The organism is Dysgonomonas termitidis, assembly GCF_054657735.1.
Genome location: NZ_BAAHYD010000001.1, coordinates 1 through 24772, shown reverse-complemented (window position 1 = coordinate 24772; position 24772 = coordinate 1). Strand labels below are relative to the sequence as shown.

At 48.5% G+C, this 24772-nt stretch carries 22 protein-coding genes; 14 read left to right on the top strand and 8 right to left on the bottom strand.

The genetic code is table 11. The annotated features are described in order from the left end of the window. Positions 1–5: 5 nt before the first annotated feature. Positions 6–1526 carry an IS66 family transposase gene (gene tnpC, locus ACYQ3L_RS00110; protein ID WP_459952235.1) on the top strand — a complete coding sequence of 507 codons (1521 nt, stop codon included), beginning with the start codon at positions 6–8 and terminating at the stop codon, positions 1524–1526. Positions 1527–1694: 168 nt separating this feature from the next. On the opposite strand, the gene ACYQ3L_RS00105 is transcribed toward tnpC (ACYQ3L_RS00110), so the two are convergent. The 4 genes from ACYQ3L_RS00105 to ACYQ3L_RS00090 all read right to left on the bottom strand — a co-directional run bounded on the left by ACYQ3L_RS00105 (position 1695) and on the right by ACYQ3L_RS00090 (position 5197). Continuing rightward, complete coding sequence (locus tag ACYQ3L_RS00105; RefSeq protein WP_459952234.1) at positions 1695–2165, bottom strand: hypothetical protein; 471 nt, start codon at positions 2163–2165, stop codon at positions 1695–1697. Between the two features lie 378 nt (positions 2166–2543). Continuing rightward, the gene (locus tag ACYQ3L_RS00100) at positions 2544–4223 is read right to left on the bottom strand and encodes a beta strand repeat-containing protein (protein WP_380002183.1); all 1680 of its coding nucleotides are present in this window, start codon (positions 4221–4223) and stop codon (positions 2544–2546) included. Between the two features lie 94 nt (positions 4224–4317). Further along, entirely contained in the window at positions 4318–4743 is a 426-nt protein-coding gene (locus ACYQ3L_RS00095) for a hypothetical protein (protein WP_380002185.1), read from the bottom strand. Between the two features lie 58 nt (positions 4744–4801). Beyond that, positions 4802–5197 carry a hypothetical protein gene (locus ACYQ3L_RS00090; protein ID WP_380002186.1) on the bottom strand — a complete coding sequence of 132 codons (396 nt, stop codon included), beginning with the start codon at positions 5195–5197 and terminating at the stop codon, positions 4802–4804. Positions 5198–6870: 1673 nt separating this feature from the next. On the opposite strand from ACYQ3L_RS00090, the gene ACYQ3L_RS00085 reads away from it, so the two are divergent. The 10 genes from ACYQ3L_RS00085 to ACYQ3L_RS00040 all read left to right on the top strand — a co-directional run bounded on the left by ACYQ3L_RS00085 (position 6871) and on the right by ACYQ3L_RS00040 (position 19084). After that, entirely contained in the window at positions 6871–7266 is a 396-nt protein-coding gene (locus ACYQ3L_RS00085) for a hypothetical protein (protein ID WP_380002186.1), read from the top strand. Positions 7267–7324: 58 nt separating this feature from the next. Next, the gene (locus ACYQ3L_RS00080) at positions 7325–7750 is read left to right on the top strand and encodes a hypothetical protein (protein ID WP_380002185.1); all 426 of its coding nucleotides are present in this window, start codon (positions 7325–7327) and stop codon (positions 7748–7750) included. A 94-nt stretch (positions 7751–7844) separates the two neighbouring features. Next, positions 7845–9524, top strand: a complete 1680-nt coding sequence (locus ACYQ3L_RS00075; protein ID WP_380002183.1) for a beta strand repeat-containing protein — start codon at positions 7845–7847, stop codon at positions 9522–9524. A 378-nt stretch (positions 9525–9902) separates the two neighbouring features. Continuing rightward, complete coding sequence (locus ACYQ3L_RS00070) at positions 9903–10373, top strand: hypothetical protein (RefSeq protein WP_459952234.1); 471 nt, start codon at positions 9903–9905, stop codon at positions 10371–10373. 464 nt (positions 10374–10837) lie between these two features. Then, positions 10838–11437 (top strand): DUF3575 domain-containing protein, encoded by a 600-nt coding sequence (locus tag ACYQ3L_RS00065; protein WP_379999166.1) that lies wholly within the window; start codon positions 10838–10840, stop codon positions 11435–11437. Positions 11438–11441: 4 nt separating this feature from the next. Then, complete coding sequence (locus ACYQ3L_RS00060) at positions 11442–12977, top strand: DUF3868 domain-containing protein (RefSeq protein WP_379999168.1); 1536 nt, start codon at positions 11442–11444, stop codon at positions 12975–12977. 47 nt (positions 12978–13024) lie between these two features. Then, a complete protein-coding gene (locus ACYQ3L_RS00055) occupies positions 13025–14197 on the top strand; it encodes a hypothetical protein (RefSeq protein ID WP_379999170.1) in 1173 nt (390 codons plus the stop codon). Between the two features lie 128 nt (positions 14198–14325). Beyond that, on the top strand, positions 14326–15279 hold the full coding sequence (locus ACYQ3L_RS00050) for a FimB/Mfa2 family fimbrial subunit (RefSeq protein WP_379999172.1): 954 nt from the start codon (positions 14326–14328) through the stop codon (positions 15277–15279). A 31-nt stretch (positions 15280–15310) separates the two neighbouring features. Then, entirely contained in the window at positions 15311–17455 is a 2145-nt protein-coding gene (locus tag ACYQ3L_RS00045; protein ID WP_379999174.1) for a FimB/Mfa2 family fimbrial subunit, read from the top strand. 255 nt (positions 17456–17710) lie between these two features. Beyond that, positions 17711–19084: a FimB/Mfa2 family fimbrial subunit gene (locus ACYQ3L_RS00040; RefSeq protein WP_379999176.1), complete on the top strand. Its 1374-nt coding sequence runs from the start codon at positions 17711–17713 to the stop codon at positions 19082–19084. Here the strand turns inward: ACYQ3L_RS00040 and ACYQ3L_RS00035 are convergent. Continuing rightward, positions 19081–19221, bottom strand: coding sequence for a hypothetical protein (locus ACYQ3L_RS00035; protein WP_379999178.1), 141 nt, complete (start codon positions 19219–19221; stop codon positions 19081–19083). The two genes, ACYQ3L_RS00040 and ACYQ3L_RS00035, sit on opposite strands and share 4 nt — an antisense overlap. A gap of 384 nt (positions 19222–19605) precedes the next feature. Here ACYQ3L_RS00035 and ACYQ3L_RS00030 point away from each other — a divergent pair, with 384 nt between their 5' ends. Both ACYQ3L_RS00030 and ACYQ3L_RS00025 read left to right on the top strand, forming a co-directional pair. After that, a complete protein-coding gene (locus ACYQ3L_RS00030) occupies positions 19606–19791 on the top strand; it encodes a hypothetical protein (protein WP_379999180.1) in 186 nt (61 codons plus the stop codon). A 181-nt stretch (positions 19792–19972) separates the two neighbouring features. Next, a complete protein-coding gene (locus ACYQ3L_RS00025; protein WP_459952233.1) occupies positions 19973–20185 on the top strand; it encodes a transposase in 213 nt (70 codons plus the stop codon). A 150-nt stretch (positions 20186–20335) separates the two neighbouring features. Here the strand turns inward: ACYQ3L_RS00025 and tnpC (ACYQ3L_RS00020) are convergent, their stop codons facing one another. Genes tnpC (ACYQ3L_RS00020) through tnpA form a run of 3 tightly spaced genes read right to left on the bottom strand, consistent with a single transcriptional unit; the run spans position 20336 to position 22641 of the window. Beyond that, positions 20336–21862, bottom strand: coding sequence for an IS66 family transposase (gene tnpC / locus ACYQ3L_RS00020; protein WP_459952232.1), 1527 nt, complete (start codon positions 21860–21862; stop codon positions 20336–20338). A gap of 51 nt (positions 21863–21913) precedes the next feature. Beyond that, a complete protein-coding gene (tnpB, locus tag ACYQ3L_RS00015; protein WP_459952231.1) occupies positions 21914–22276 on the bottom strand; it encodes an IS66 family insertion sequence element accessory protein TnpB in 363 nt (120 codons plus the stop codon). Continuing rightward, on the bottom strand, positions 22276–22641 hold the full coding sequence (gene tnpA, locus ACYQ3L_RS00010; RefSeq protein WP_459952230.1) for an IS66 family insertion sequence element accessory protein TnpA: 366 nt from the start codon (positions 22639–22641) through the stop codon (positions 22276–22278). The genes tnpB and tnpA overlap by 1 nt, the downstream gene beginning before the upstream one ends. 69 nt (positions 22642–22710) lie before the next feature. Here tnpA and ACYQ3L_RS00005 point away from each other — a divergent pair, with 69 nt between their 5' ends. Beyond that, on the top strand, positions 22711–24006 hold the full coding sequence (locus ACYQ3L_RS00005; RefSeq protein WP_459952346.1) for a transposase: 1296 nt from the start codon (positions 22711–22713) through the stop codon (positions 24004–24006). The last annotated feature ends 766 nt before the right edge of the window (positions 24007–24772 follow it).

The following is a 24772-nucleotide window of genomic DNA, read 5'->3' as shown; positions in this document are numbered from 1 at the left end:
CATACATGGAAAAGATACGGGAACTGGAAGAATTATTAGCCGAATCCAAGCTTGTTATACAGGAGTTGGAGTCGAGGAACATTTCCCTGGAATCCAAACTAAGCAAACTTACCGACGAACTCCTTTATCTTCGCCGGGCCATGTTCGGACGTTCGTCTGAACGCTATGTAAAGGAAGATCCCAACCAGCTGAGCCTGGCCTTCGAGGGTGTTGACAGCCTGCCGGAAGAAGAAAAGGCGCTGGTTGAAGAGTTGCGTCAAACCATTACTTACGAACGTGAGGCCAGAAAGGAAAATTCCTCTAAACCGGTACGCCAGGAACTGCCAGCCGGATTGGAACGTAAAGAAGAAATCATAGAACCCGATCCGATACCCGCAGGAAGTACCTGCATCGGTCAGGAAGTGACAGAGATACTGGAATATACACCGGGAACATTGTATGTGCGCAGGATTATCCGCAAGAAATATGCCTTGGCCGGCCATCAGGGCGTGGTTATAGCGGAACTTCCGTCCCTGCCGCTGCCAAAGAGTAACGCAGGAGCGTCGCTGCTGGCACACCTGCAGGTAAGCAAATACCAGGATCACCTTCCCTATTACCGTCAGATCGACATCTTCAGCCGGCAAGGCATAAAACTGGCCGCTTCTACCGTTAACGGCTGGAATGCCGGTTCAGCCTGCCTGCTGGAACTCTTATACCTCGAACTCAGGAAACAGGTGCTGGCATCGGATTACATCCAGATGGATGAAACCTTCATACCGGTAGTGGACAGGGACAAGCCCGGTGCAACCCGTAAAGGCTACCACTGGATCGTCAAGGCGCCGGAAGAGCGGAAGCTTTTCTTCCATTACGACCACGGCTCGAGAGGGCAGAAAGTGGTGATAGAACTGCTGAAAAACTTTAAGGGAGCCGTCCAAAGCGACGCATACGCCGCCTACGGGATATATGAGAACAAGAAGGATGTCTTGTTGCTGGGCTGCTGGGACCATGCCCGCAGACGATTTGAGCAAGCCCTCAAAAATGACCCCGCCCGGTCATCCTTTGCCATGGATCAAATACAGTTGCTTTACCGGTTGGAGAGGCAGTTCAGGGAAACCTGTCATGTTCCCGATCAAATTGCTGTGGAGCGTAAGGCCAAAGCCTATCCCATCCTCAAGGCTTTCGAGCGCTGGCTGCTGGATGAGTATCCGAAGGTATTGCCGCAGTCCCTCATTGGAAAGGCAATCGCTTATACCTACAATATTTATCCCCGCCTGGTGCGCTATGTCATCGACGGAAGATATCAGATATCCAATATCGGTGCCGAGAATGGCCTTAGAGGCCTGGCCGTAGGCAGGAAAAACTATATGTTCTGCGGCAGCCATCAGGCTGCTTACCATGCCGCTATCATTTACTCCCTGCTGGGAACATGCAGGCTGCATGGCGTGAATCCCGAAGCATGGCTTACGGATGTCCTGAACCGTTTACCCGATACCAAAACCGGGGATCTGCACCTCTTGCTTCCCGGAGCCAGGCAACCGACGGGCTAACCTTAATAAATATAAATCCCTAAAGGGCGGCGACGTTATCACTCCAATAAAGCTGTCCGGTACGGGACTGGTAGGACAGTAAGCAGTTGACACCCGTGTTCCGGCGTTGGTTTTACCCGTTTCCTATGGCTTTGCTCCGGTAACTCATACACCGTCCGGGGCCAACCATCAATACCTGAAACCGGTAAAATGAACGATAACGAATTCCCTCTCGTCATACTTATCGAGGAACTCCAGGAAGTCGTTACAGGCCAACCCTTCATTGCCGGCTACCGTTTCCACAGCTACGGGTTTCCCTTCGACCAGTATCTTTTGCGATGCCTTGTCGTAGCGGGCACGCTGTGTATGCAGCGTCTTACAGTTGGCGATCGGGTAATAGACCTTGCCTGTCGGCCGGTCTTCCAGATATACGATGCGCAGGCTATAGTTTCCCGTAGCCAGCTTCCGGCAGGCGTCTTCCCAAAAGATAACCCCGCTCTTGAGGGCATGGATCTTCATCGGTGGGAGGATACCCTTGATCTTACTGGCAAAATGTGTGTCTTCCCCATACCTGCTATGCCAGGTAGGAAAAGTATCGGGTACGGAAAGAAGGATCTGCTTTTCCATGCCCAGCAGCCTTCTCAGCTTGTTAAGTAGCATTTTGTGCTTCGTTTTTTGTTTATATTATTTGCTTTTTTCTCTCTTTTTTCGCTGTTTGCTAATGAAAGAATCCTGCGGAAAGCTCCCCGCAGGATAAAACCCTTTTTTGCAATAGGGTCGCTAACATCTAAAAACTACAGTAAGAGCGCATTAACTCCTACCTAAGCCTCCACACAGTCTGAAACTCCCGGGTTTGCTGTCTTTCGTTGCCCGTATATATGATTATAAACGGCATATTTACAGGCTGTTATCACCAAGGCCAGTTTTCGAGGGTGGTGGCAACTCTACAGGGGTAGGAGGCTGCTACCCCTTAAGGTGGACGGCGCGTCTGCTTATTATGGGTTATTGTGTATCTTTCGAACGTTTTGTTTTATCTTATTAGTAAGGTGCTACGCGCCAACCAGCTGATATTGTTGTGGTCGTCGTGGCGTGTATAATCATATGCGCAGAGCCAGCGGTACTGTTCGTACCGCTGAAGGTTACAGGTCCGGTGTAGAGGAACATGCCAGTTATCCCCGTTCTCCCGGTGCTAGAAACGCTATAAGTGCTTACCACTCCTGTCCCAGACACTATCGCGGTGATAGTGCCGCTTAAAGCACTCGTGTTGCTGATTATAGCGCTGGACCCTGCCGCAACTATCTGTCCGGTTATGTCTGAAGACTTAGGCGTCTGCCACGTCGGCGCCGCTCCAGCCCCGGTCGAAGTGAGCACCTGCCCGGCCGTGCTACCCGTACCGATCAATTTTCCTTGCGTAATTGTAGTATTAGCTATGTCTGCGTTTACTATCGAAGCGTCAACTATTTTTGATGAGTTCACACTGTTCGCCGCAAGGTCAGCCAGGGCGACCGTCCCGTCCTGTATTTTAGCACTGTTAACTGCGTTGTTGGCCAGGTCAGCATTAGCGACAGCCCCGTCCACAATCTTAACAGAGGTTACAGAATTGTCAGCCAGCTTTGCAGTGGTCACGGCGTTGTTCGCCAGGTCAACTGTAGCCACAGCCCCGTCAGCTATCTTAGCGCTGGTGACAGCATTGTTGGCAATGGTGGTTGCGTTGCTGTTAGCCGGAGCGGTGACGTCCCCGGTGAGGGCGGCACGCTGAACCTGTGTTCCATTGATGGTGTTCGTTGTCGAGTTCGTCAGGTTCTGTGCATCTGCTGCTGGCGCCCATGCGGTGCCGTTAAACTTAAGCACCTGCCCGTTTGTCGCACCCATGGCGTTCAGGTCGGCTGCCACTATAGATGCATTAACGATTTTCGCGCTATTTACGCTGTTATCAGCCAGATCAGCCAGTGCGACCGTTCCATCCTGTATTTTAGCGCTGTTAACGGCATTGTTGGCCAGGTCAGCGTTAGCGACAGCCCCGTCCACAATCTTAACAGAGGTAACAGAATTGTCAGCCAGCTTTGCTGTGGTCACGGCATTGTTCGCCAGGTCAACTGTAGCTACAGCCGCGTCAGCTATCTTAGCACTATTGACAGCGCCGTCCGCCAGCTTGACAGTTGTTACCCCTGCATCGTTCAGGCTGATCGCGTTAGCTGCCGATACAGCGATGGGAGCGGTTCCGGTATAGGTGGTGTTGGTATCGGTTGCCAATACCCAGGCCGTGCCGTTCCATTTAAGCACCTGCCCGTTGGCTGTCCCGGTTATCAGGCCTATATTGTTGCCGGTTACCGTTACAGGGCTGCTGCCTACATACGCAGTACCACCCGCCCCGGCAAAGGTGACCCATTGGGTGCCGTCCCAGTTGTAAGGGCCGGCGGAGAAGCCGCCTGTAGAGGTCAGGTTATAGACAGTCAATCCGGTAAGCAGTGTCTTGACATCGTCGGATTGGTCGGTTCCGCCGAAAAACAGTGCGACTGAGTTCTCAGCCTCCAGTTGGACACGCGGCAGCACCAGCCCGCCGGTGGTGCTGGTTACATTATTGACGTCGGCAGCCTGGCTCTTTAAATCGAGGATGGCTCCTTTTACAGGCTCCGCATTCGAGCCGATGGTCACTTGTGCGTTGCTGCCGGCTGCCACCAGCAGCCAAATCAGCAATAGGTAAAATTTACGTTTCATATCATATATTTATTAATTATTGTATTATTTCGTTTTCTTTGTTTGTTCCCGGTTAAATAATCACCGGGTTTGTGCCATAAGTTGTTGCAAAGGATTATTGTCCGGCTCCGTCCGCAAGCTGGCTGACACGCAGCCACGTTTCACCGCTCCACACATAGACCCCGGCCGGCAGAGTTTTTTTGCCCTGTCCATCGCTGCTGCCTGTATGATAGACCAGCAGGCCCACCAGCGATTCCTTCTTTTTGGCGAAGTCCGTGTCGGTTTCTTCCGCATAGGGACTCAGGCTTTTGGCGCCGGACAGCTCCAGCTTCGGCAGGATAAGCCCGCCCATGGCATTCAGCGGCAGGGACGCCGTCCGCACTTTTTTTATGCTGTCGCTTTTTTCCCTTGCAGGCTCCTGTGCCTGCGGAAGCCGTTCGCCTTTGACGTCCAACAGGCAGGCGCACCGTGCAGGTGCTATACTGAACAGGCAGGCCAGCAGGGCCAGGATGATTGTAGATAGTCTCTTTATATGCCTCATGATTTTCTGTTGTTTGTTGTTTTAATCCTGTATTATTGCGTTAATGGTATTTGTATGGTTAATAATAAAAGGGGTCGGAGACTATTCCCGCAAGCCGCCAACCCCAGAAGTCCGGGGACAGATTGATAAAACCATCCCGGACTCCTGTAGTGTCGCAAAGCTTGTGTAAAATAGTATCACATTGAAAATATGTAGTTTTGCCCGGTCCGTGCCGGGTGGTTGGGAGTCTTATCCATAGAGGGATATGTAACAGGTTTTGTCCTGTGGTAAGACCTGTAAAAGCAGTCTTGATATAACAATAGGATTGCCGGACTTTTCCCAAGCCTATGACAATCCTATCGAAGACAAAACGCTTATCTGCCTTCACAAACTTAACACTAATTAAATAAAACGCTTCCGGCGCCGGTTGGCCGGCAAACTTTGTGCTGAATCCTAATCTGTATTTCGTAAACATTTCATTGCCTTGTTTGTATTTTTGTAAACCCTGTTGACTGTATAGCCCTTATTACCGGTGGATTATGCCTGCTCCACTATCTTCATCAGCTTTTGTCACATCTGCTCCCGCTTTCATGTATAATAATATATAGTGCCGTTTTTTTACCTGATAATTTTACTGTTGCCTGATGAAAAAGCAGCCGGTGACAACGGTAAGACAAAAGACAATAAGACCTTAAAGCGTCTTTCGCAAGGGACCGTAAGGAGATTGAAGACAAATTTGTGATAAAGACAAATCGTTGCCACCTGCTGCGCCCCTCGTTCAGGGAGAATCTAAACAACCCGCCAGTAGCGGTATCCTATAAAACACTATATGTATTTTCATTCCTGTTTATGTTGACAGCGCCTCTCCCGCCACTGTTCACTAATGTCCGTCCCGCCGTCCGTTCCCCTACGGGTTGGTTTTGAATCTCTTGCCGCATCCCTGTTAGAGGATGCAGGGTCAGACGGCCTGGCGGGCATCGGAAAAGAATTAATGCATGTCCTGTTGTTAATGTTCAAGTATAGAAAGTCTGTTTGCCTCAATATATAAATCTGACACTTAGCAAGTGTCGGATAATATATGGATAAGATATTAATGTATTGTATATAAATGAATTAACAGGCAATAAATAAATATAAAAGATAATTCCTGACACAAATTGTTAAACATGCAAATCTCCAGGCAGGAGAAAAACAGGAGGCCGGACATCATTTAATTTATTGATAAACAATGTTGCTCCGTATCATAAATCAGGCTTACAGGCAAATAACTTAATTAAACATAGATTAAACAAGCTCAAAACCAACCGAATATGGAATTATTACACCTTAACGGACACATTGACTGCCGGAATTAAGCGCCGGATTCGGTTTTGCATCAGAATGCACATTCAATTGCTTCTGCGTGGCATGGTTAGACCGTGAATAAACAATTAGTTAATGTGAAAAAATACCAGGGTATAAAATGGAACATAAACGGGCAAAAACGGGTAACGAATATTAGAAAATAACCGCCTACTTTTGTATTCGTAACCAGCGTAAAATATATATCGTACCGACACTTGCTAAGTGTCAGATTTATATATTGAGGCAAACAGACTTTCTATACTTGAACATTAACAACAGGACATGCATTAATTCTTTTCCGATGCCCGCCAGGCCGTCTGACCCTGCATCCTCTAACAGGGATGCGGCAAGAGATTCAAAACCAACCCGTAGGGGAACGGACGGCGGGACGGACATTAGTGAACAGTGGCGGGAGAGGCGCTGTCAACATAAACAGGAATGAAAATACATATAGTGTTTTATAGGATACCGCTACTGGCGGGTTGTTTAGATTCTCCCTGAACGAGGGGCGCAGCAGGTGGCAACGATTTGTCTTTATCACAAATTTGTCTTCAATCTCCTTACGGTCCCTTGCGAAAGACGCTTTAAGGTCTTATTGTCTTTTGTCTTACCGTTGTCACCGGCTGCTTTTTCATCAGGCAACAGTAAAATTATCAGGTAAAAAAACGGCACTATATATTATTATACATGAAAGCGGGAGCAGATGTGACAAAAGCTGATGAAGATAGTGGAGCAGGCATAATCCACCGGTAATAAGGGCTATACAGTCAACAGGGTTTACAAAAATACAAACAAGGCAATGAAATGTTTACGAAATACAGATTAGGATTCAGCACAAAGTTTGCCGGCCAACCGGCGCCGGAAGCGTTTTATTTAATTAGTGTTAAGTTTGTGAAGGCAGATAAGCGTTTTGTCTTCGATAGGATTGTCATAGGCTTGGGAAAAGTCCGGCAATCCTATTGTTATATCAAGACTGCTTTTACAGGTCTTACCACAGGACAAAACCTGTTACATATCCCTCTATGGATAAGACTCCCAACCACCCGGCACGGACCGGGCAAAACTACATATTTTCAATGTGATACTATTTTACACAAGCTTTGCGACACTACAGGAGTCCGGGATGGTTTTATCAATCTGTCCCCGGACTTCTGGGGTTGGCGGCTTGCGGGAATAGTCTCCGACCCCTTTTATTATTAACCATACAAATACCATTAACGCAATAATACAGGATTAAAACAACAAACAACAGAAAATCATGAGGCATATAAAGAGACTATCTACAATCATCCTGGCCCTGCTGGCCTGCCTGTTCAGTATAGCACCTGCACGGTGCGCCTGCCTGTTGGACGTCAAAGGCGAACGGCTTCCGCAGGCACAGGAGCCTGCAAGGGAAAAAAGCGACAGCATAAAAAAAGTGCGGACGGCGTCCCTGCCGCTGAATGCCATGGGCGGGCTTATCCTGCCGAAGCTGGAGCTGTCCGGCGCCAAAAGCCTGAGTCCCTATGCGGAAGAAACCGACACGGACTTCGCCAAAAAGAAGGAATCGCTGGTGGGCCTGCTGGTCTATCATACAGGCAGCAGCGATGGACAGGGCAAAAAAACTCTGCCGGCCGGGGTCTATGTGTGGAGCGGTGAAACGTGGCTGCGTGTCAGCCAGCTTGCGGACGGAGCCGGACAATAATCCTTTGCAACAACTTATGGCACAAACCCGGTGATTATTTAACCGGGAACAAACAAAGAAAACGAAATAATACAATAATTAATAAATATATGATATGAAACGTAAATTTTACCTATTGCTGATTTGGCTGCTGGTGGCAGCCGGCAGCAACGCACAAGTGACCATCGGCTCGAATGCGGAGCCTGTAAAAGGAGCCATCCTCGATTTAAAGAGCCAGGCTGCCGACGTCAATAATGTAACCAGCACCACCGGCGGGCTGGTGCTGCCGCGTGTCCAACTGGAGGCTGAGAACTCAGTCGCACTGTTTTTCGGCGGAACCGACCAATCCGACGATGTCAAGACACTGCTTACCGGATTGACTGTCTATAACCTGACCTCTACAGGCGGCTTCTCCGCCGGCCCTTACAACTGGGACGGCACCCAATGGGTCACCTTTGCCGGGGCGGGTGGTACTGCGTATGTAGGCAGCAGCCCTGTAACGGTAACCGGCAACAATATAGGCCTGATAACCGGGACAGCCAACGGGCAGGTGCTTAAATGGAACGGCACGGCCTGGGTATTGGCAACCGATACCAACACCACCTATACCGGAACCGCTCCCATCGCTGTATCGGCAGCTAACGCGATCAGCCTGAACGATGCAGGGGTAACAACTGTCAAGCTGGCGGACGGCGCTGTCAATAGTGCTAAGATAGCTGACGCGGCTGTAGCTACAGTTGACCTGGCGAACAATGCCGTGACCACAGCAAAGCTGGCTGACAATTCTGTTACCTCTGTTAAGATTGTGGACGGGGCTGTCGCTAACGCTGACCTGGCCAACAATGCCGTTAACAGCGCTAAAATACAGGATGGAACGGTCGCACTGGCTGATCTGGCTGATAACAGCGTAAATAGCGCGAAAATCGTTAATGCATCTATAGTGGCAGCCGACCTGAACGCCATGGGTGCGACAAACGGGCAGGTGCTTAAGTTTAACGGCACCGCATGGGCGCCAGCAGCAGATGCACAGAACCTGACGAACTCGACAACGAACACCATCAATGGAACACAGGTTCAGCGTGCCGCCCTCACCGGGGACGTCACCGCTCCGGCTAACAGCAACGCAACCACCATTGCCAACAATGCTGTCACCAGCGCTAAGATAGCTGACGGGGCTGTGGCTACAGTTGACCTGGCGAACAACGCCGTGACCACTGCAAAGCTGGCTGACAATTCTGTAACCTCTGTTAAGATTGTGGACGGGGCTGTCGCTAATGCTGACCTGGCCAACAACGCAGTTAACAGTGCTAAAATACAGGACGGGACGGTCGCCCTGGCTGACCTTGCGGCGAACAGTGTGAACTCATCAAAAATAGTTGACGCTTCGATAGTAAACGCAGACATAGCTAATACTACAATTACGCAAGGAAAATTGATCGGTACGGGTAGCACGGCCGGGCAGGTGCTCACTTCGACCGGGGCTGGAGCGGCGCCGACGTGGCAGACGCCTAAGTCTTCAGACATAACCGGACAGATAGTTGCGGCAGGGTCCAGCGCTATAATCAGCAACACGAGTGCTTTAAGCGGCACTATCACCGCGATAGTGTCTGGGACAGGAGTGGTAAGCACTTATAGCGTTTCTAGCACCGGGAGAACGGGGATAACTGGCATGTTCCTCTACACCGGACCTGTAACCTTCAGCGGTACGAACAGTACCGCTGGCTCTGCGCATATGATTATACACGCCACGACGACCACAACAATATCAGCTGGTTGGCGCGTAGCACCTTACTAATAAGATAAAACAAAACGTTCGAAAGATACACAATAACCCATAATAAGCAGACGCGCCGTCCACCTTAAGGGGTAGCAGCCTCCTACCCCTGTAGAGTTGCCACCACCCTCGAAAACTGGCCTTGGTGATAACAGCCTGTAAATATGCCGTTTATAATCATATATACGGGCAACGAAAGACAGCAAACCCGGGAGTTTCAGACTGTGTGGAGGCTTAGGTAGGAGTTAATGCGCTCTTACTGTAGTTTTTAGATGTTAGCGACCCTATTGCAAAAAAGGGTTTTATCCTGCGGGGAGCTTTCCGCAGGATTCTTTCATTAGCAAACAGCGAAAAAAGAGAGAAAAAAGCAAATAATATAAACAAAAAACGAAGCACAAAATGCTACTTAACAAGCTGAGAAGGCTGCTGGGCATGGAAAAGCAGATCCTTCTTTCCGTACCCGATACTTTTCCTACCTGGCATAGCAGGTATGGGGAAGACACACATTTTGCCAGTAAGATCAAGGGTATCCTCCCACCGATGAAGATCCATGCCCTCAAGAGCGGGGTTATCTTTTGGGAAGACGCCTGCCGGAAGCTGGCTACGGGAAACTATAGCCTGCGCATCGTATATCTGGAAGACCGGCCGACAGGCAAGGTCTATTACCCGATCGCCAACTGTAAGACGCTGCATACACAGCGTGCCCGCTACGACAAGGCATCGCAAAAGATACTGGTCGAAGGGAAACCCGTAGCTGTGGAAACGGTAGCCGGCAATGAAGGGTTGGCCTGTAACGACTTCCTGGAGTTCCTCGATAAGTATGACGAGAGGGAATTCGTTATCGTTCATTTTACCGGTTTCAGGTATTGATGGTTGAGCACGGAGGGCTGGGCTACCGGTAGATAAGAATGGCTCAAATCAGTGACAACTGGCGGAAAGGTCTCTTTATGAGACCTTTTGTTTTTATACTTCAGACTGATCGGGTAAGGACTTGCGAAACTCTTTCAATTTCTATTCATTATCAGGAGATGTTTTTGTGGCACATTGTCCTGTCATATGCAGATGGAAAATGATGTTAAAATGCATATAAAAACAAAATGGTCAATAAATGGGTAAAAATGGGTAAAGATTTGTAGAATATTAACACCTAATTTTGCTACCGATTTAGATATATTAAAAATCATAAAAAGGTGTTGAAGATAAGGGGAGGATAGCCATCCACTATCCTTATCGTATTTCCTGAACTACAATGAGTGGATGGAAAGGGTGGCAATAACCGGCAGACATCAGGCTATAATCAACGATGAAGTCAAATTAATAATACAGACTATTTTATGAAACAATCCATATTTATTTTTCTGCTGACATTAGTCCTGCTCCCCGCATGGGCACAGGACGAGGCAGGTAATACGCCTTTGTCGTCACCTCGCCTGGCAGTCAAAACAAATTTGTTGTACGATGCTACCACCACCTTCAACCTGGGGCTGGAAGTCAGGCTGAAGAACCGTTATACGCTGGATATACCGGTTAATTACAACCCTTTCACCTATAGTGGGAACAAGAAGCTGAAACATATACTGGTGCAGCCGGAACTCCGTTACTGGTTCTGCGAACCGTTCTTCAGTCATTTCATCGGTGTACATGCGCTTTATGCCAATTACAATGTGGGGGCCATCAAGCTGCCGCTGAACCTATACCCGGGCCTTGAAACAGGCCGTTACCGGGGCGACATTTTCGGGATGGGCATCTCCTACGGTTACCAATGGATGCTCTCTCCCCGCTGGAACATTGAAGCTACCATCGGCCTGGGGTATGCATATACGGATTATGACAGGTATGAGTGTAAAACCTGCGGTAAGCTGCTCGAGAGCGGTAGCAGGCATTATTTCGGGCCTACCAAGGCAGGTATATCCTTAATCTATATAATCAAATAAAACAATGAAACGATTCCATATTTCCCATATACCGGCTGTATTTTTCCTGTTGGCGGCGCTCAGCCTGCCGGCACAGAATAAGGATTTCTATAAAGGCCGGCTGTCGGTTGAAAGCGCCGGGCTGAAACAGGAAGGCGACAGCCTGCTATTAAGTCTTTCTGTACACATACAGGGCCAGGCCGTCTCCGGCGGTCAATCGATGCTGCTGATTCCCGAACTGAGTACCGGTAGCGATCCGGACAGCAAAAAAGTAACCTTTCCCTATATCCGGGTCGACGGGGATGAACGACGGAAACTGGACGAACGCTCTTTCGCTCTTGCGAGAGCAGATAAGCGGTCCGCCTATCATCGTCCTTTGATGCAGGTAAATATCCGCCAGTTCACCGATACGACACTTCTATATAAGCTGAAAATCCCTTATGAAGCCTGGATGGATTCCGCCCGCCTGGTTCTCTACCAGCAGGTTACGGGATACAACAGGCAGGAATCACGGCTGTATGCGCTGATTTTGAGCGATAAGGTGGAATTGGAAGCACGTGTGCCCTATCAGGTCAGCCCCGGAGTATCCTTACTCACCCCGGGCAGGGAAGTCAAGACGCGCAAGCGTCAGGGCAAAGCTTTCCTGGACTTCCAGGCAGGCAGGTCGGTCATTAACCCCGGTTTCCGCCGGAATCCTGCGGAGCTGGCCAAGATCAACGAAGCCGTCTCGGATGTAAAGGACAATCCCGATGCGGGCATCACCGGCCTGTTTATCGAAGGCTATGCTTCCCCCGACGGATTGTACACCACCAACGAGCGTTTATCGAAAGAACGGTCGCTGGCGCTAAAGGATTACCTGAAAACTAAATTTGGATTCGACGAGGGTCTTTTCAAGGTAAGCCATGTAGCCGAAGATTGGGACAGCCTTGCCGTACAGGTACAGGCCTCCAATATGGAATACAAGGACAAGATATTGGAAATTATTGCCACCACGGAAGTAATGGACGAACGCGAAAAGGCTTTGATGCGCCTGGCGAACGGTGCACCCTACCGCCGGATGCTCCGGGAGATGTTCCCCGAACTGCGCAGGGTGGAATACCGGATCGACTTTACGGTCAGGGATTACACTGCCGAAGAAAGCAAATCGCTGTTTAGCCGGAAACCGGAAGACCTGTCACAACTGGAGCTTTACAACCTGGCTCAAAGTTACGGCAAAGGCACGAAAGACTATACGGATATCATGACCGGAGTGATCCCCAAATACTATCCCGATGATGTGACGGCAAACGTCAATGCGGCGGCGCTCCTGATTGAAAACGGGGAGTTGAATACCGCCGGGCGCCTGTTGGACAAGGCAGCCGGCTCAGCCCCCGGTGGCAACAATCCGGCCGTACTGAACAACCTGGGCGTAATACGCCTGCTGACCGGGGAACTCGATCAGGCCGAAGCCCTGTTTAACCGGGCAAAAACAGCCGGCAGCAAGGAAGCGGTCCGCAATCTGGAGGAAGTGGCGGCCAAACGGGCCGATAACAAGAAAATGGAACGGTATAAAAACAGATAGTAATTATATTCTTTATTAGTATTCTTAATTTTAAAAACAAGTAAAAAATGAAAACAAAATTTAAATTTTTAAGCGCATTAACTGTCGCCCTTTTATTAGGATTCAGCAGTTGCTCGAATGACGATGCGAAAGATAACACCGATAACGGAGAGAAGAAAAGTTTATTCTTCAAACTGGACAAGGAAGCTATTGCCAAATCGGAAGGCGTTGCGGTAGCAGACGGAACAAAGGCTACATTGAGCAGCGGTTATTTATACTTCGTCAACAGTGGTGGAACTATTATTGAAAGATATCAATTGACTACTGATGCTTCTTCGGACTTACCGAATGGTAAAATCAGTATAGCAGAAGCATCAGCTCCCGGAGTGACAATCTCAGGTATTCCGGGAAGCGTAACCGCCGCGCATGTATTTGGAAATGTTCCTGCTGTCGATCAAAATGGCGCGACGCTTACCATGCCGACAAGCGGATCTATAAATACAGTGAAAGCTCTGACTATCGGTATAGCATCGCAAGTCACTACAGCCTCATGTAATTTATATGGAACAGCAAACTTAGTTCCTGCTCCGGTGGCTCCTGATTATACGTGTGATGTAGAACTTAACCCGACCATCGCCCGTATTGAATTAAGCGATATTACTGTTACAGGCGACATCACAGGGTTCACCGTAGACGGTATCTTCATTGATAATTTCGATAAAGTAGGTTCGATTGGCGGAACAACAGGAACCTACTCTAAAATTGAAAATGGTACAGATCCGGCAAAATTTGCTGTAGGAGGAGCGATATATCCTATCTCCGACCGTGGAGTTACATTTGACGACAATGGAGGCACTGGTTATAATGCTGTATCGAAGGTTGCCAAGCCGGCTGGCTCCAACGTTTGGGGATATAACCTGTTCGCGGCATCTACCCTCGACGGAGGTTCAGCCGTTCCGATAATCGTTATCCGTTTAAAGAATATAACAACAACCTTAAATTCTACTCCCGGCGCCGTTTTTGCGGATCCTCAATATATTACAATCAAAGGATTTAGGCCTGCTGGGGGCGGTGCTCTTCTAACTGAAATCAGTGCCGGCAAGGTGTATAAAGTCTCTCTGACAGTAAATGCAATTGAACCGGAAGACTTGGCTCCTGTTCCGAATGTTGACGCCATAAATGTAACGGTAACTGTAAATGTAGTTGCTTGGGAAGCAGTTCCTCTAGCCCCTGAATTTTAATAACATATAACTTTCCCCGCTTAGTGGATAGGAGTCCGGCAACGGCATCTTTATCCCCCGGATATCCACTAAGCAGGGATGCTATAGCTTTTTCGAATACTTTTTACTAATAAAGGATTATAACTATTATGAAACCCTATATAAGCCTGTTCATACTTTTAGCCTTTGCATTATTAAACAGTTGCATCGGTGAAGATTCGGAATATTGTCCGGAGATAGATGATAACAGCAATTTACGTCTGGAATTCCGCTATACAGATGAAAACGGCTTAGATATTTTTACTGATAAAGTCAGGTATACGGATGTTTTTATCTTCGACAGCGGGGATCGCCTTGTAAAAAGGATAACCCTCGATGAAAACGCCTTATCCCTTTTTGCGGGTACCGAACTGAGGCTGGAACCCGGTACTTACCGCATTGTATGCTGGGCCAATGCGACAGCTAACACCCTTTATGAAGGAGCAAGCCCGGGCAATAACCTGTTCAGTGACGCCTTCCTGAGTAATTCAAGCCTCGACAAGGCAACAAACACGGCAAGCGACAGCGACCCGCTGTATTACGCGCCCGCGCCGTCACAGGATTCGCAGCCACAGCCATTTTATGTAACCGTGCCTGAAAGCGGTTCGCAAACAGCCGTTATCCCTTTTCGCAGCGCACACATCACCATAGGCGTTTATGTAAAAGGATTTACGGATACATCCGCCCAGGGAGCGGCTTTGCCCCCAACCATCGTGCTGACGGATATACCGGCTCACTATAACTTTAACATGCAAACATACGGCACAGGTATCTCATACAAAAAAACAGCGGCAAATACCGTTATCGAAAGCCAGAATATGGCCTATTCGGAGTTTTATACTCCCCTTTTTAATGAAAATACACCCATACTATTATATATAAAGAAACAATCCGACGGCAGTACTGTCGCGACGGTCAGCTTGAAAGATTTTATCGCGGATAACAATATAACCGTAACGGGTACGGACGGCCTGTTTATCCCGATACAGATAGAATTTAAGTCCGTATCGGTAGAAGTTACCCTGCCGGGATGGGACAGCAAACCCGTAAGCCCGGAATTTTAAGATAAGAAAAGACCATATAAAATAACAATATATGAAAACAAAGTGTTTATATATACTCTTGCTGGTCATTTACCTGTTCGCGTTAACCGGTTGCATTGACGAGCGGGAAGGGAATACGGCGGGTCAGGGCGATGAACAACTGGTCAGCTTTTCCATCCGGGTGCCGGGAGCTGCCGCACCCAAAACCAAGGCTTTGACCGGGGACGACGAGAACGAGGTGGCTAATATCGTCCTGCTGCTGTTTAATAGTTCGGGCTATTATACCTACCAGCCCATCTATATCAATAATGTAACGACCACCCCCGGTAACAGCGCGATAAAAACCTTTACAGCCAAAGTTCCGGTAGGAACCTACAACATGGTCGTCCTGGCCAACAGCAGCCAGATTGTCAGCGCTGCGTTGGGTAGCATCAACCAGGGGGATACCAAGGCAACGGTTATGCAACAATTAAAGTTGACCAATGCCGACAAATGGAACAGTGATCCTGCGGACGCAGGTTATAAGAAGATACCGATGTGGGGCGAAATCGCGAACCTGACAGTCGGCGAGTCTACTCCCGGCCAATCGGTAACCCTTGTACGCATGGTCTCCAAGATAGATGTGACCCTGAGTGCAACAGCCCAAACCAAATTCGCGTTGAAAAGCGTGCGGCTCTATAATTATAACAATCAGGGCTATGTCGCCCCGGATACTGATAACAACTGGAGCAGCGTAAGCAATATTGTGACCGCGCCTACGGTTCCGGCATCAGCGCAAAAACCGTCGCCTGCGGTAGACAACCCGCTGCTCTATGACGGAATTTCCATAACAACAACGGATATATCCTGCATCAATGAAATCTATACCTTTGAAGCGGCGAAAGGAAGCGCTACCGGTGCGGCGGCCAATACCTGCCTGGTCATAGGCGGTATATACGGGTCGGATGGAGTGGAAACCTTCTACCGTGTCGACTTCGCCAATACGGTAGAAGGGGCGACCACTTACCTCGACCTGTTGCGCAACCATCACTATACCGTGACAATCGCTGATGTGAAAGATAGCGGACTGTCAACACCTGAAAATGCTTTTAACTCCCGGCCGGCCGATATAACCGCGACTATTACCGCATGGAACGATGGCGGGCTCGATGAATTCGACGCCGGCGGACAATATCGTTTGACTGTCTCCTCCGGAGAATTTAATTTTTCCGGAAGCGCCGGCAACAGTACCCTTGAAGTTTTCACGGATTATACCGACGGGGCGACATATGCATGTTTCGAAGCAGACGGTGTAACGCCTGCTACCGGCGGCTGGCTTTCTGTCACAGGGGGGCCGGTGACCGCTAACACAAAAACCACGTTAGGGATTCAGGTTACTGCTAATACCGGAGCAGTGCGCACCCGTAAGATCAAAATTACGGCCGGGAACCTGACGCATGTCGTGACGGTTACTCAGGCCGTTGCGCAGTACGGCTTTACACTGACAAAAAATCCGGAAACCACCGATGGCGATTTCACAGACCTGACTGATCTCTATGATTATGGGTCACCTGTCTCTCTGCCGGAACCCACGGACAACGGACTCTATGCATGGGACGGCTGGTACAAAAACGGTAGTACCCGACTGGAAGGCGGCAGCAAAACGCCGACTGTGATCGTGGGTGCTGAAGGTGAAAACAACTACACGGCTAAATGGTACGCACCGGTGACCATAACCATAGAGAGGACTGGCACAGGTAGCGGTAATGGTTTGGTGAATGGAATAGCTGGGAATTCTGTTCTGAGACGTGGGGCCACCTATACAATAACAACAGACGGTCTATGCCTGGGGGCAGAACAAACCTATACAGCGACCGCTGACGCGACATATAAAATTTACTGCCCTAAGAGTGTCGTTGTTATAACTACTATCGATGACACCGCAAGAAACCTCAATGATTGCAAGACCGCTGGTACCATGGCCAGTGGATTAGTGGGGACGAATAGTATAGATGTTTATTGGCCATACGGAAACACGACTTTCTGGTCTGGGGGGGGGACCAATCGATTTTACGCATATTGGTGGACTTGGTCGGGCTCAACGGCGGGTGTATGGAACCCATTAGGAATACCCGGAGGGGGGTGGCAAGCGGGCTCTGCAAGCAATGGTAACGCCCTACGGTTGTGCGCTAAGAGTATAGCAGTCGTCGCCAGATGATGGGGCTGATGGGAAGACTCCTGTTATATATGACCAGACTAAAAAACGGCCACCAGGCCTGTGCGTTGCGCAGCATAATGCAATTGCTCTTTGAACAAGACACGGACAAGATGTCCGCGCCAGCGGGGGGGGCTGTAACGGCAGGGTGTGGGAACAACAACACAGGGTAGCGCTATGCTGCCCTATAGAAAACAAAAAAAGGTCTGACATAAAGTATTTTAAACAGTAACAGCATATTAGATAAAATAACAATATATGAAAATAAAGGTATTATACATATTATTGCTTGTCGTTCAACTGTTCGAGGTAACCGGTTGCATCGATGAGCGGGAAGGGAATACGGCGGTTCAGGGCGATGAGCAACTGGTCAGCTTTTCCATCCGGGTGCCGGGAGCTTCCGCGCCCAAGACCAAGGCTTTGACCGAAGTTGACGAGAACGCGGTGGATAATATCGTCCTGCTGCTGTTTAATAGTTCGGGCTATTATACCTACCAGCCTATCTATATCAATAATATAACGGACGGCGCTAACAGCGCGCAAAAAACCTTTACGGCCAAAATTCCGGTAGGCACCTATGACATGGTCATCCTGGCCAACAGTAGCCAGATTGTCAGCGCCGCGTTGGGTAGCATCAACCAAGGGGATACCAAGGCAACGGTTATGCAACAATTAAAGTTGACCAATACAGGCAAATGGGACACTTCGGGCAGTTTTACAAAGATACCGATGTGGGGCGAGATCGCGACCCTGACAGTCGGCTCGCCGACAGCCAACCAAACGGTAAACCTTATACGCATGGTCTCCAAGATAGATGTGACCCTGGGTACAACAGCCCAGACCAAATTCGCATTGAAAAGCGTGCGGCTCTATAATTATAACAATCAGGGATATGTCGCTCCGGACGCAGTAAACTGGGGCAACGGTGTTGCGACCGCACCTACGGTTCCGGCATCCGCGCAGAAACAAACGGGGCCTCTGGTCTATAACGGAACTTCCATAACAACAACGGATATCTCCTGCATCAACGAAATCTATACCTTTGAAGCGGCGAAAGGAAGCGCTACCGGTGCGGCGGCCAATACCTGCCTGGTCATAGGCGGTATATACGGGTCGGATGGAACGGAAACCTTCTACCGTGTCGATTTCGCCAATACGGCAGCCGGGGCGACCACTTACCTCGACCTGTTGCGCAACCACAAGTACACCGTACAGATAACAGACATGCTCGGTTCAGGGGAGGCGACAGCAGAGGCAGCCTTCAACTCGGCGCCCGTCAATACGGTAAAGATTATAGAATACGATGAATCGGCAATCACGGACATTGTTTTTAATAATAACTATATGCTGGGCGTCTCCACCGGAGAATTTAATCTTTCCGGAAGCGCCGGCAACAGTACCCTTGAAGTTTTCACGGATTATACCGACGGGGCGACATATGCATGTTTCGAAGCAGACGGTGTAACGCCTGCTACCGGCGGCTGGCTTTCTGTCACAGGGGGGCCGGTGACCGCTAACACAAAAACCACGTTAGGGATTCAGGTTACTGCTAATACCGGAGCAGTGCGCACCGGTAAAATCAAAATTACGGCCGGTAACCTGACGCATGTCGTGACGGTAAACCAAAATTAACTCTGACGCGCAATCCGGAGCCCGGCGGCTCTTTTATACCGGACAAAAGCGGCTACTATGACGATGGAGATGTAATCACCCTGCCCGCCACCACCGATAGCGAAAAGTACCTCTGGGACGGCTGGTACAACGTTCAAACCGGCCAAAAGGTAACGGGTGACCCACGTGAACCGGAAGTTACAATTGACGAAAACGCCACTAACACTTATGAGGCAAGATGGTTATCGCCGTATACGATTACTTTTACACAGACGACGGGATCAACTGGCTACACCGCGGCGGATTTTAATAGCAATTATCCTACACTGACTGTAAAGCGTGGTGAGGAAGTAGATGTGCCTGCAAAAGGTCCTTGCCTTACAACGGCCAAATTTACCCCTACCGGAGACATGTCTATCAGTATTTGGTGCCCAAAGTATAATGCCGCGTTTACCACGAGCTCTGGTAACGTGACCTCGCTTGCCAGTTGTGCGACGGTGATGACATCAAGTTCTTTACCGGCGAGCTCCCGAGATTATTACATGACACCGAACACGTACCTTAGCTACTGGATCAACGGGGGGGCGACCGATGCAATTTACATGGGTACAACACCAGTCGACAACGCATGGAACTCCGGCTACAATTTTGGCTTTTACTTAACTAATGGGAGCGCGGCGGGTAAAAAATGCCTGACGGGTGTGACGATTACCGTCAGGAATCCGTAAACGGTACCTGATAACAATAAAATGGAGCATATAGCACCTTAATCCGCGCCAGCGGGGCACCACCACCCTATAGGGTAGCGCAACGTGTCTGTTGCACAACTAAAAAAGAAAGAAATAAGTATTAATAAAAATTGATTATACGGTTAATTATTAGTATATTACATGAATAAATTCAATCATTATGCTAGGTAAAAAACACTACGAAGAAAAACTCTTTCTAGTCTTCAGATTGTCAGATCGGGTACCAGATAATAATTTTTATCGCCGTTTAAAGAATACGCTTGATTTATCCTTTCTCCGTAAAAAGGCTCTGCCTTATTATGGGCGGGAAGGACAAGCCAGTATTGATCCGGAAGTCTTCTTTAAACTCATGCTTATTGGCTATATAGAGTAATAGTTCGGGGAATTGCGTCCATAGATCCAGGTGCCAGCAGCCTCGGGCTTATCCATACAAAATAGACAGAGCCGTCCGGTCACATGACCGTCCGGCTCTACTTTATTCGTGTGGCAGACGGCGAACATCGCCGCCCTTGAGGGATTTATATTAATGTTGGCCCGTCGGCAGCCAGGCTCCGGGCAGCAACAGATGCAGGTCTTCCGTTTTGGTATCAGGTAACCGGTTCAGGACATCCGTAAGCCAGGCTTCGGGATTCACGCCATGCAGCCTGCATGTACCCAGCAGGGAGTAAATGATAGCGGCATGGTAAGCAGCCTGATGGCTGCCGCAGAACATATAGTTTTTCCTGCCTACGGCCAGGCCTCTAAGGCCATTCTCGGCACCGATATTGGATATCTGATATCTTCCGTCGATGACATAGCGCACCAGGCGGGGATAAATATTGTAGGTATAAGCGATTGCCTTTCCAATGAGGGACTGCGGCAATACCTTCGGATACTCATCCAGCAGCCAGCGCTCGAAAGCCTTGAGGATGGGATAGGCTTTGGCCTTACGCTCCACAGCAATTTGATCGGGAACATGACAGGTTTCCCTGAACTGCCTCTCCAACCGGTAAAGCAACTGTATTTGATCCATGGCAAAGGATGACCGGGCGGGGTCATTTTTGAGGGCTTGCTCAAATCGTCTGCGGGCATGGTCCCAGCAGCCCAGCAACAAGACATCCTTCTTGTTCTCATATATCCCGTAGGCGGCGTATGCGTCGCTTTGGACGGCTCCCTTAAAGTTTTTCAGCAGTTCTATCACCACTTTCTGCCCTCTCGAGCCGTGGTCGTAATGGAAGAAAAGCTTCCGCTCTTCCGGCGCCTTGACGATCCAGTGGTAGCCTTTACGGGTTGCACCGGGCTTGTCCCTGTCCACTACCGGTATGAAGGTTTCATCCATCTGGATGTAATCCGATGCCAGCACCTGTTTCCTGAGTTCGAGGTATAAGAGTTCCAGCAGGCAGGCTGAACCGGCATTCCAGCCGTTAACGGTAGAAGCGGCCAGTTTTATGCCTTGCCGGCTGAAGATGTCGATCTGACGGTAATAGGGAAGGTGATCCTGGTATTTGCTTACCTGCAGGTGTGCCAGCAGCGACGCTCCTGCGTTACTCTTTGGCAGCGGCAGGGACGGAAGTTCCGCTATAACCACGCCCTGATGGCCGGCCAAGGCATATTTCTTGCGGATAATCCTGCGCACATACAATGTTCCCGGTGTATATTCCAGTATCTCTGTCACTTCCTGACCGATGCAGGTACTTCCTGCGGGTATCGGATCGGGTTCTATGATTTCTTCTTTACGTTCCAATCCGGCTGGCAGTTCCTGGCGTACCGGTTTAGAGGAATTTTCCTTTCTGGCCTCACGTTCGTAAGTAATGGTTTGACGCAACTCTTCAACCAGCGCCTTTTCTTCTTCCGGCAGGCTGTCAACACCCTCGAAGGCCAGGCTCAGCTGGTTGGGATCTTCCTTTACATAGCGTTCAGACGAACGTCCGAACATGGCCCGGCGAAGATAAAGGAGTTCGTCGGTAAGTTTGCTTAGTTTGGATTCCAGGGAAATGTTCCTCGACTCCAACTCCTGTATAACAAGCTTGGATTCGGCTAATAATTCTTCCAGTTCCCGTATCTTTTCCATGTATGAAAGATACACATTTTTTACCGGATATACAAGCGTTAATCCTTTTATTTATAAGGTTTCGACGGGTTTTTCGTATCTTTTTTTGTACACTACTTTTTCCAGGCTGATACCGTCGGTCATCATCACCAGTTCAACCCACTTTAAGCGGTAACAACCTGTCTTTTCATCATAATGAGGGCGGCTGAACTGTCCTTTCTCCAGCCTCTTGTGATAGATAACGTAACCCCCGCTTTCCCAATGTAGCAATTTCAGCGTTCGCCGGCTGCGACTAAGAAAGATAAAAACTTCGCCGCTGGCCGGGTCATGCCGCATAACAGAGGCGACGATTCCCGACAGCGTGTCAAAGCCTTTGCGCATGTCGCAGGCACTCGAATATAAGTAATACTTATCCGTTTCTCCCAGGCTGAACATCAGACTTTGAGTTTTAGCAGTTCGGCCAGCTGGCCCATTCCGATGCCCGGCTCAGCCGGAAGGGCCAGTACCACCCCGTTCGGGTAGCGCACCTCTATACCCCGGACAACTTCGCCGGAGGGCGTATCTACTATCCTGACAGGGACCAGGCGGCAGGGCTCCGGTTCTGCTGCCGGCTCCGACGGTGCTCCCTCTGCGTGAATGGCGTCGTAGCGGTGCTTCCACTTATAGAATGTGTGCTTGGACATGCCCAAGCCTCTATACCACGCTTCGGCTCCCCGTCTACTTGTATAAAAACTTTCTATCAAGGCAAAGCCTTCGGCTTCGCTCAACGCCACTCCTCGCACATAATCGTTCGTTTCCATAGGTTTTTTCCTCAAAGGTAAGAACTCGCGTACGGCTTTGCAAGACGCGGTTACCCGAACTATTACTATATAGAAAACCTAAGCTCTGACAGAAAAATCATCGAACATGCCAGTATGCGTATGGATATGCTTTACTTCTTAAACTACAATGTCGATGAACCTTTGCCTTGGCATAGTACACTAAGCCGTACACGTCAACTCTATGGTGAAGACTTATTTCTTGATGTTTTCGCTCATATACTCTACCTCTGCTTTGAAGCAGGAATGGTTGAGGGTCGTTCTCAAGCAATTGATAGTGCTTTTGTTAAAGCGAATGCCTCTATGGAAAGTCTTGTCGATAAAGAAGTTCAATTAAAGGTCACAAGCTCTATGTATTATCAGGATCTATGTGCTAATGAACAAGAGCATAAATCAGGGCCTCAGTTCAATAATTCCTCTATCAAGCCATCAAATCCCAGGCATGGCCAAAATAAAAAGCGATGCAGTTCAACAGATCCGCAAGCACGGTTATCCAGGAAGCCACACAAAGCGCTAAATCTCAACTATCTTGCACAAATAAGTGTAGATACGAGTTCCCATGTTATTTGCGGTGCTTTGGCAAGCCTTGCAGACAAACGGGATTCACTTTGTTTACCTGATATCTTAGCTCAGGCAAGAACTAATTTATATCCAATGGGTATAACCATTTCCCAGGTATTGGCGGATACAAACTATAGCAGTGGACGTTCTCTCAGACATTTAGAAGATCTCAACATTCAAGGGTATATACCCTGCATGGGAAACTATCTTCCTAAAAGGACGAATTTCACTTTTCATCCGAAAGAAAATTATTACCAATGCTATAAAGGCGTAAAGCTCCCCTTTAAGTATATACGCACCGATCACCGGGATAATACCCGGACCAGAATCTATGAATCTTCCGGCAAAGATTGTAAAGACTGTTCGCTTAAAGCAGCGTGTCTTGGTAAAAAAAACTTCAAACATTTAGAAGATACCATAGACAAAGCTTACTATGATCGAATGTATCAACGTATTCATACTCCTATAGGCAAGCGAATGATAAAACTGCGTTCATCTACCGTTGAGCCTGTTTTAGGGACTCTGCTTCATTACCGGGGAATGAAAAAAGTATATACAAAAGGTATAAAGCTTGCCAATAAACATGTCTTATTAGCTTCAATGGCTTATAATATCAAGAAATTATTGTCGTACATCTTCTCCCCCGGCTTTAAGGAGGCTCGTATGTGGCTGAAAAATCTGTGTTATAAACGCACTCGTGCCTTTCTTGATGAATATGAGTATCTTTTTTATAATTTTTTCCGCTTGAATAATAATTTCCGGTTTTTTTTAATGCTTGTTTCATAAATAGTATGGTTTTAATAATTATCTAAAATTAGTTGTGCAACAGACACGCAACGCTACCCTATAGAAAAGAAAAAAAGGCCGGTTCATGCAGGTAGCTGGCTGCAACCCCGCACGAAGATGTAACGACACCCCTATGCTTTGCGCGTTTCCAGCCACTAAAACCGATGTGATGGTACAAAATGGCTAATAAGTGGGCAAAAACGGGTAACGGTTTATAGAATATTAACGCCTAATTTTGTATGGGTTTATATGCGTTGAGTAAACAGATGCCCTCACTTGGTACGTGTCAGGAATGAATATAAACGGGTATGTAAAGAGGAGGATTTGCAGAATGGAATTCCGGTAATGGTGGAGTATATGACAATTAACTGTCTACACATAAAACGTTATTATTACTTGTTCATTTAGTTTGGGCTGGCAGGCTTCTTATTTGTGATTCATGATCTCATATACTCTATCTCCGGAAGCCTGCATTTGCCCGGCAGTTATTAACCGTGTTAGCAGGTATGTATAAAATAAAGCTACTGCTGATATTGAAATTAGTTAATTGGCTGCTTTGATTAGCTGATTGGCTGATTAAATACTCGAACCATAAAAACAGAATAAGTATGGTTAAAATTATCAGGATACTGATTTATATCATCTACCCCTTATTGGTTTTCGGGTTGATGATTTTCTGCTTCCAGGCCTTCGGGGAGGATGACAAGCCCGCCGCAGTAGAGGCACAGGCGTCCCCGCCGGGGGATGCGCCCCGCCGGTTCATTCC

Bases quoted from the DNA above. Each gene is read 5' to 3' on its own strand.
- ACYQ3L_RS00075 (WP_380002183.1), top strand. From the start codon at position 7,845: ATGAAACGTAAATTTTACCTATTGCTGATTTGGCTGCTGGTGGCAGCC.
- ACYQ3L_RS00050 (WP_379999172.1), top strand. From the start codon at position 14,326: ATGAAACCCTATATAAGCCTGTTCATACTTTTAGCCTTTGCATTATTA.
- ACYQ3L_RS00040 (WP_379999176.1), top strand. From the start codon at position 17,711: ATGAAAATAAAGGTATTATACATATTATTGCTTGTCGTTCAACTGTTC.
- ACYQ3L_RS00095 (WP_380002185.1), bottom strand. From the start codon at position 4,743: ATGAGGCATATAAAGAGACTATCTACAATCATCCTGGCCCTGCTGGCC.
- ACYQ3L_RS00030 (WP_379999180.1), top strand. From the start codon at position 19,606: ATGACACCGAACACGTACCTTAGCTACTGGATCAACGGGGGGGCGACC.
- ACYQ3L_RS00085 (WP_380002186.1), top strand. From the start codon at position 6,871: ATGTTTACGAAATACAGATTAGGATTCAGCACAAAGTTTGCCGGCCAA.
- ACYQ3L_RS00105 (WP_459952234.1), bottom strand. From the start codon at position 2,165: ATGCTACTTAACAAGCTGAGAAGGCTGCTGGGCATGGAAAAGCAGATC.
- ACYQ3L_RS00060 (WP_379999168.1), top strand. From the start codon at position 11,442: ATGAAACGATTCCATATTTCCCATATACCGGCTGTATTTTTCCTGTTG.
- tnpC (WP_459952232.1), bottom strand. From the start codon at position 21,862: ATGGAAAAGATACGGGAACTGGAAGAATTATTAGCCGAATCCAAGCTT.
- tnpA (WP_459952230.1), bottom strand. From the start codon at position 22,641: ATGGAAACGAACGATTATGTGCGAGGAGTGGCGTTGAGCGAAGCCGAA.
- ACYQ3L_RS00080 (WP_380002185.1), top strand. From the start codon at position 7,325: ATGAGGCATATAAAGAGACTATCTACAATCATCCTGGCCCTGCTGGCC.
- ACYQ3L_RS00055 (WP_379999170.1), top strand. From the start codon at position 13,025: ATGAAAACAAAATTTAAATTTTTAAGCGCATTAACTGTCGCCCTTTTA.
- ACYQ3L_RS00100 (WP_380002183.1), bottom strand. From the start codon at position 4,223: ATGAAACGTAAATTTTACCTATTGCTGATTTGGCTGCTGGTGGCAGCC.
- ACYQ3L_RS00070 (WP_459952234.1), top strand. From the start codon at position 9,903: ATGCTACTTAACAAGCTGAGAAGGCTGCTGGGCATGGAAAAGCAGATC.
- ACYQ3L_RS00065 (WP_379999166.1), top strand. From the start codon at position 10,838: ATGAAACAATCCATATTTATTTTTCTGCTGACATTAGTCCTGCTCCCC.
- tnpB (WP_459952231.1), bottom strand. From the start codon at position 22,276: ATGTTCAGCCTGGGAGAAACGGATAAGTATTACTTATATTCGAGTGCC.
- tnpC (WP_459952235.1), top strand. From the start codon at position 6: ATGGAAAAGATACGGGAACTGGAAGAATTATTAGCCGAATCCAAGCTT.
- ACYQ3L_RS00045 (WP_379999174.1), top strand. From the start codon at position 15,311: ATGAAAACAAAGTGTTTATATATACTCTTGCTGGTCATTTACCTGTTC.
- ACYQ3L_RS00025 (WP_459952233.1), top strand. From the start codon at position 19,973: ATGCTAGGTAAAAAACACTACGAAGAAAAACTCTTTCTAGTCTTCAGA.
- ACYQ3L_RS00090 (WP_380002186.1), bottom strand. From the start codon at position 5,197: ATGTTTACGAAATACAGATTAGGATTCAGCACAAAGTTTGCCGGCCAA.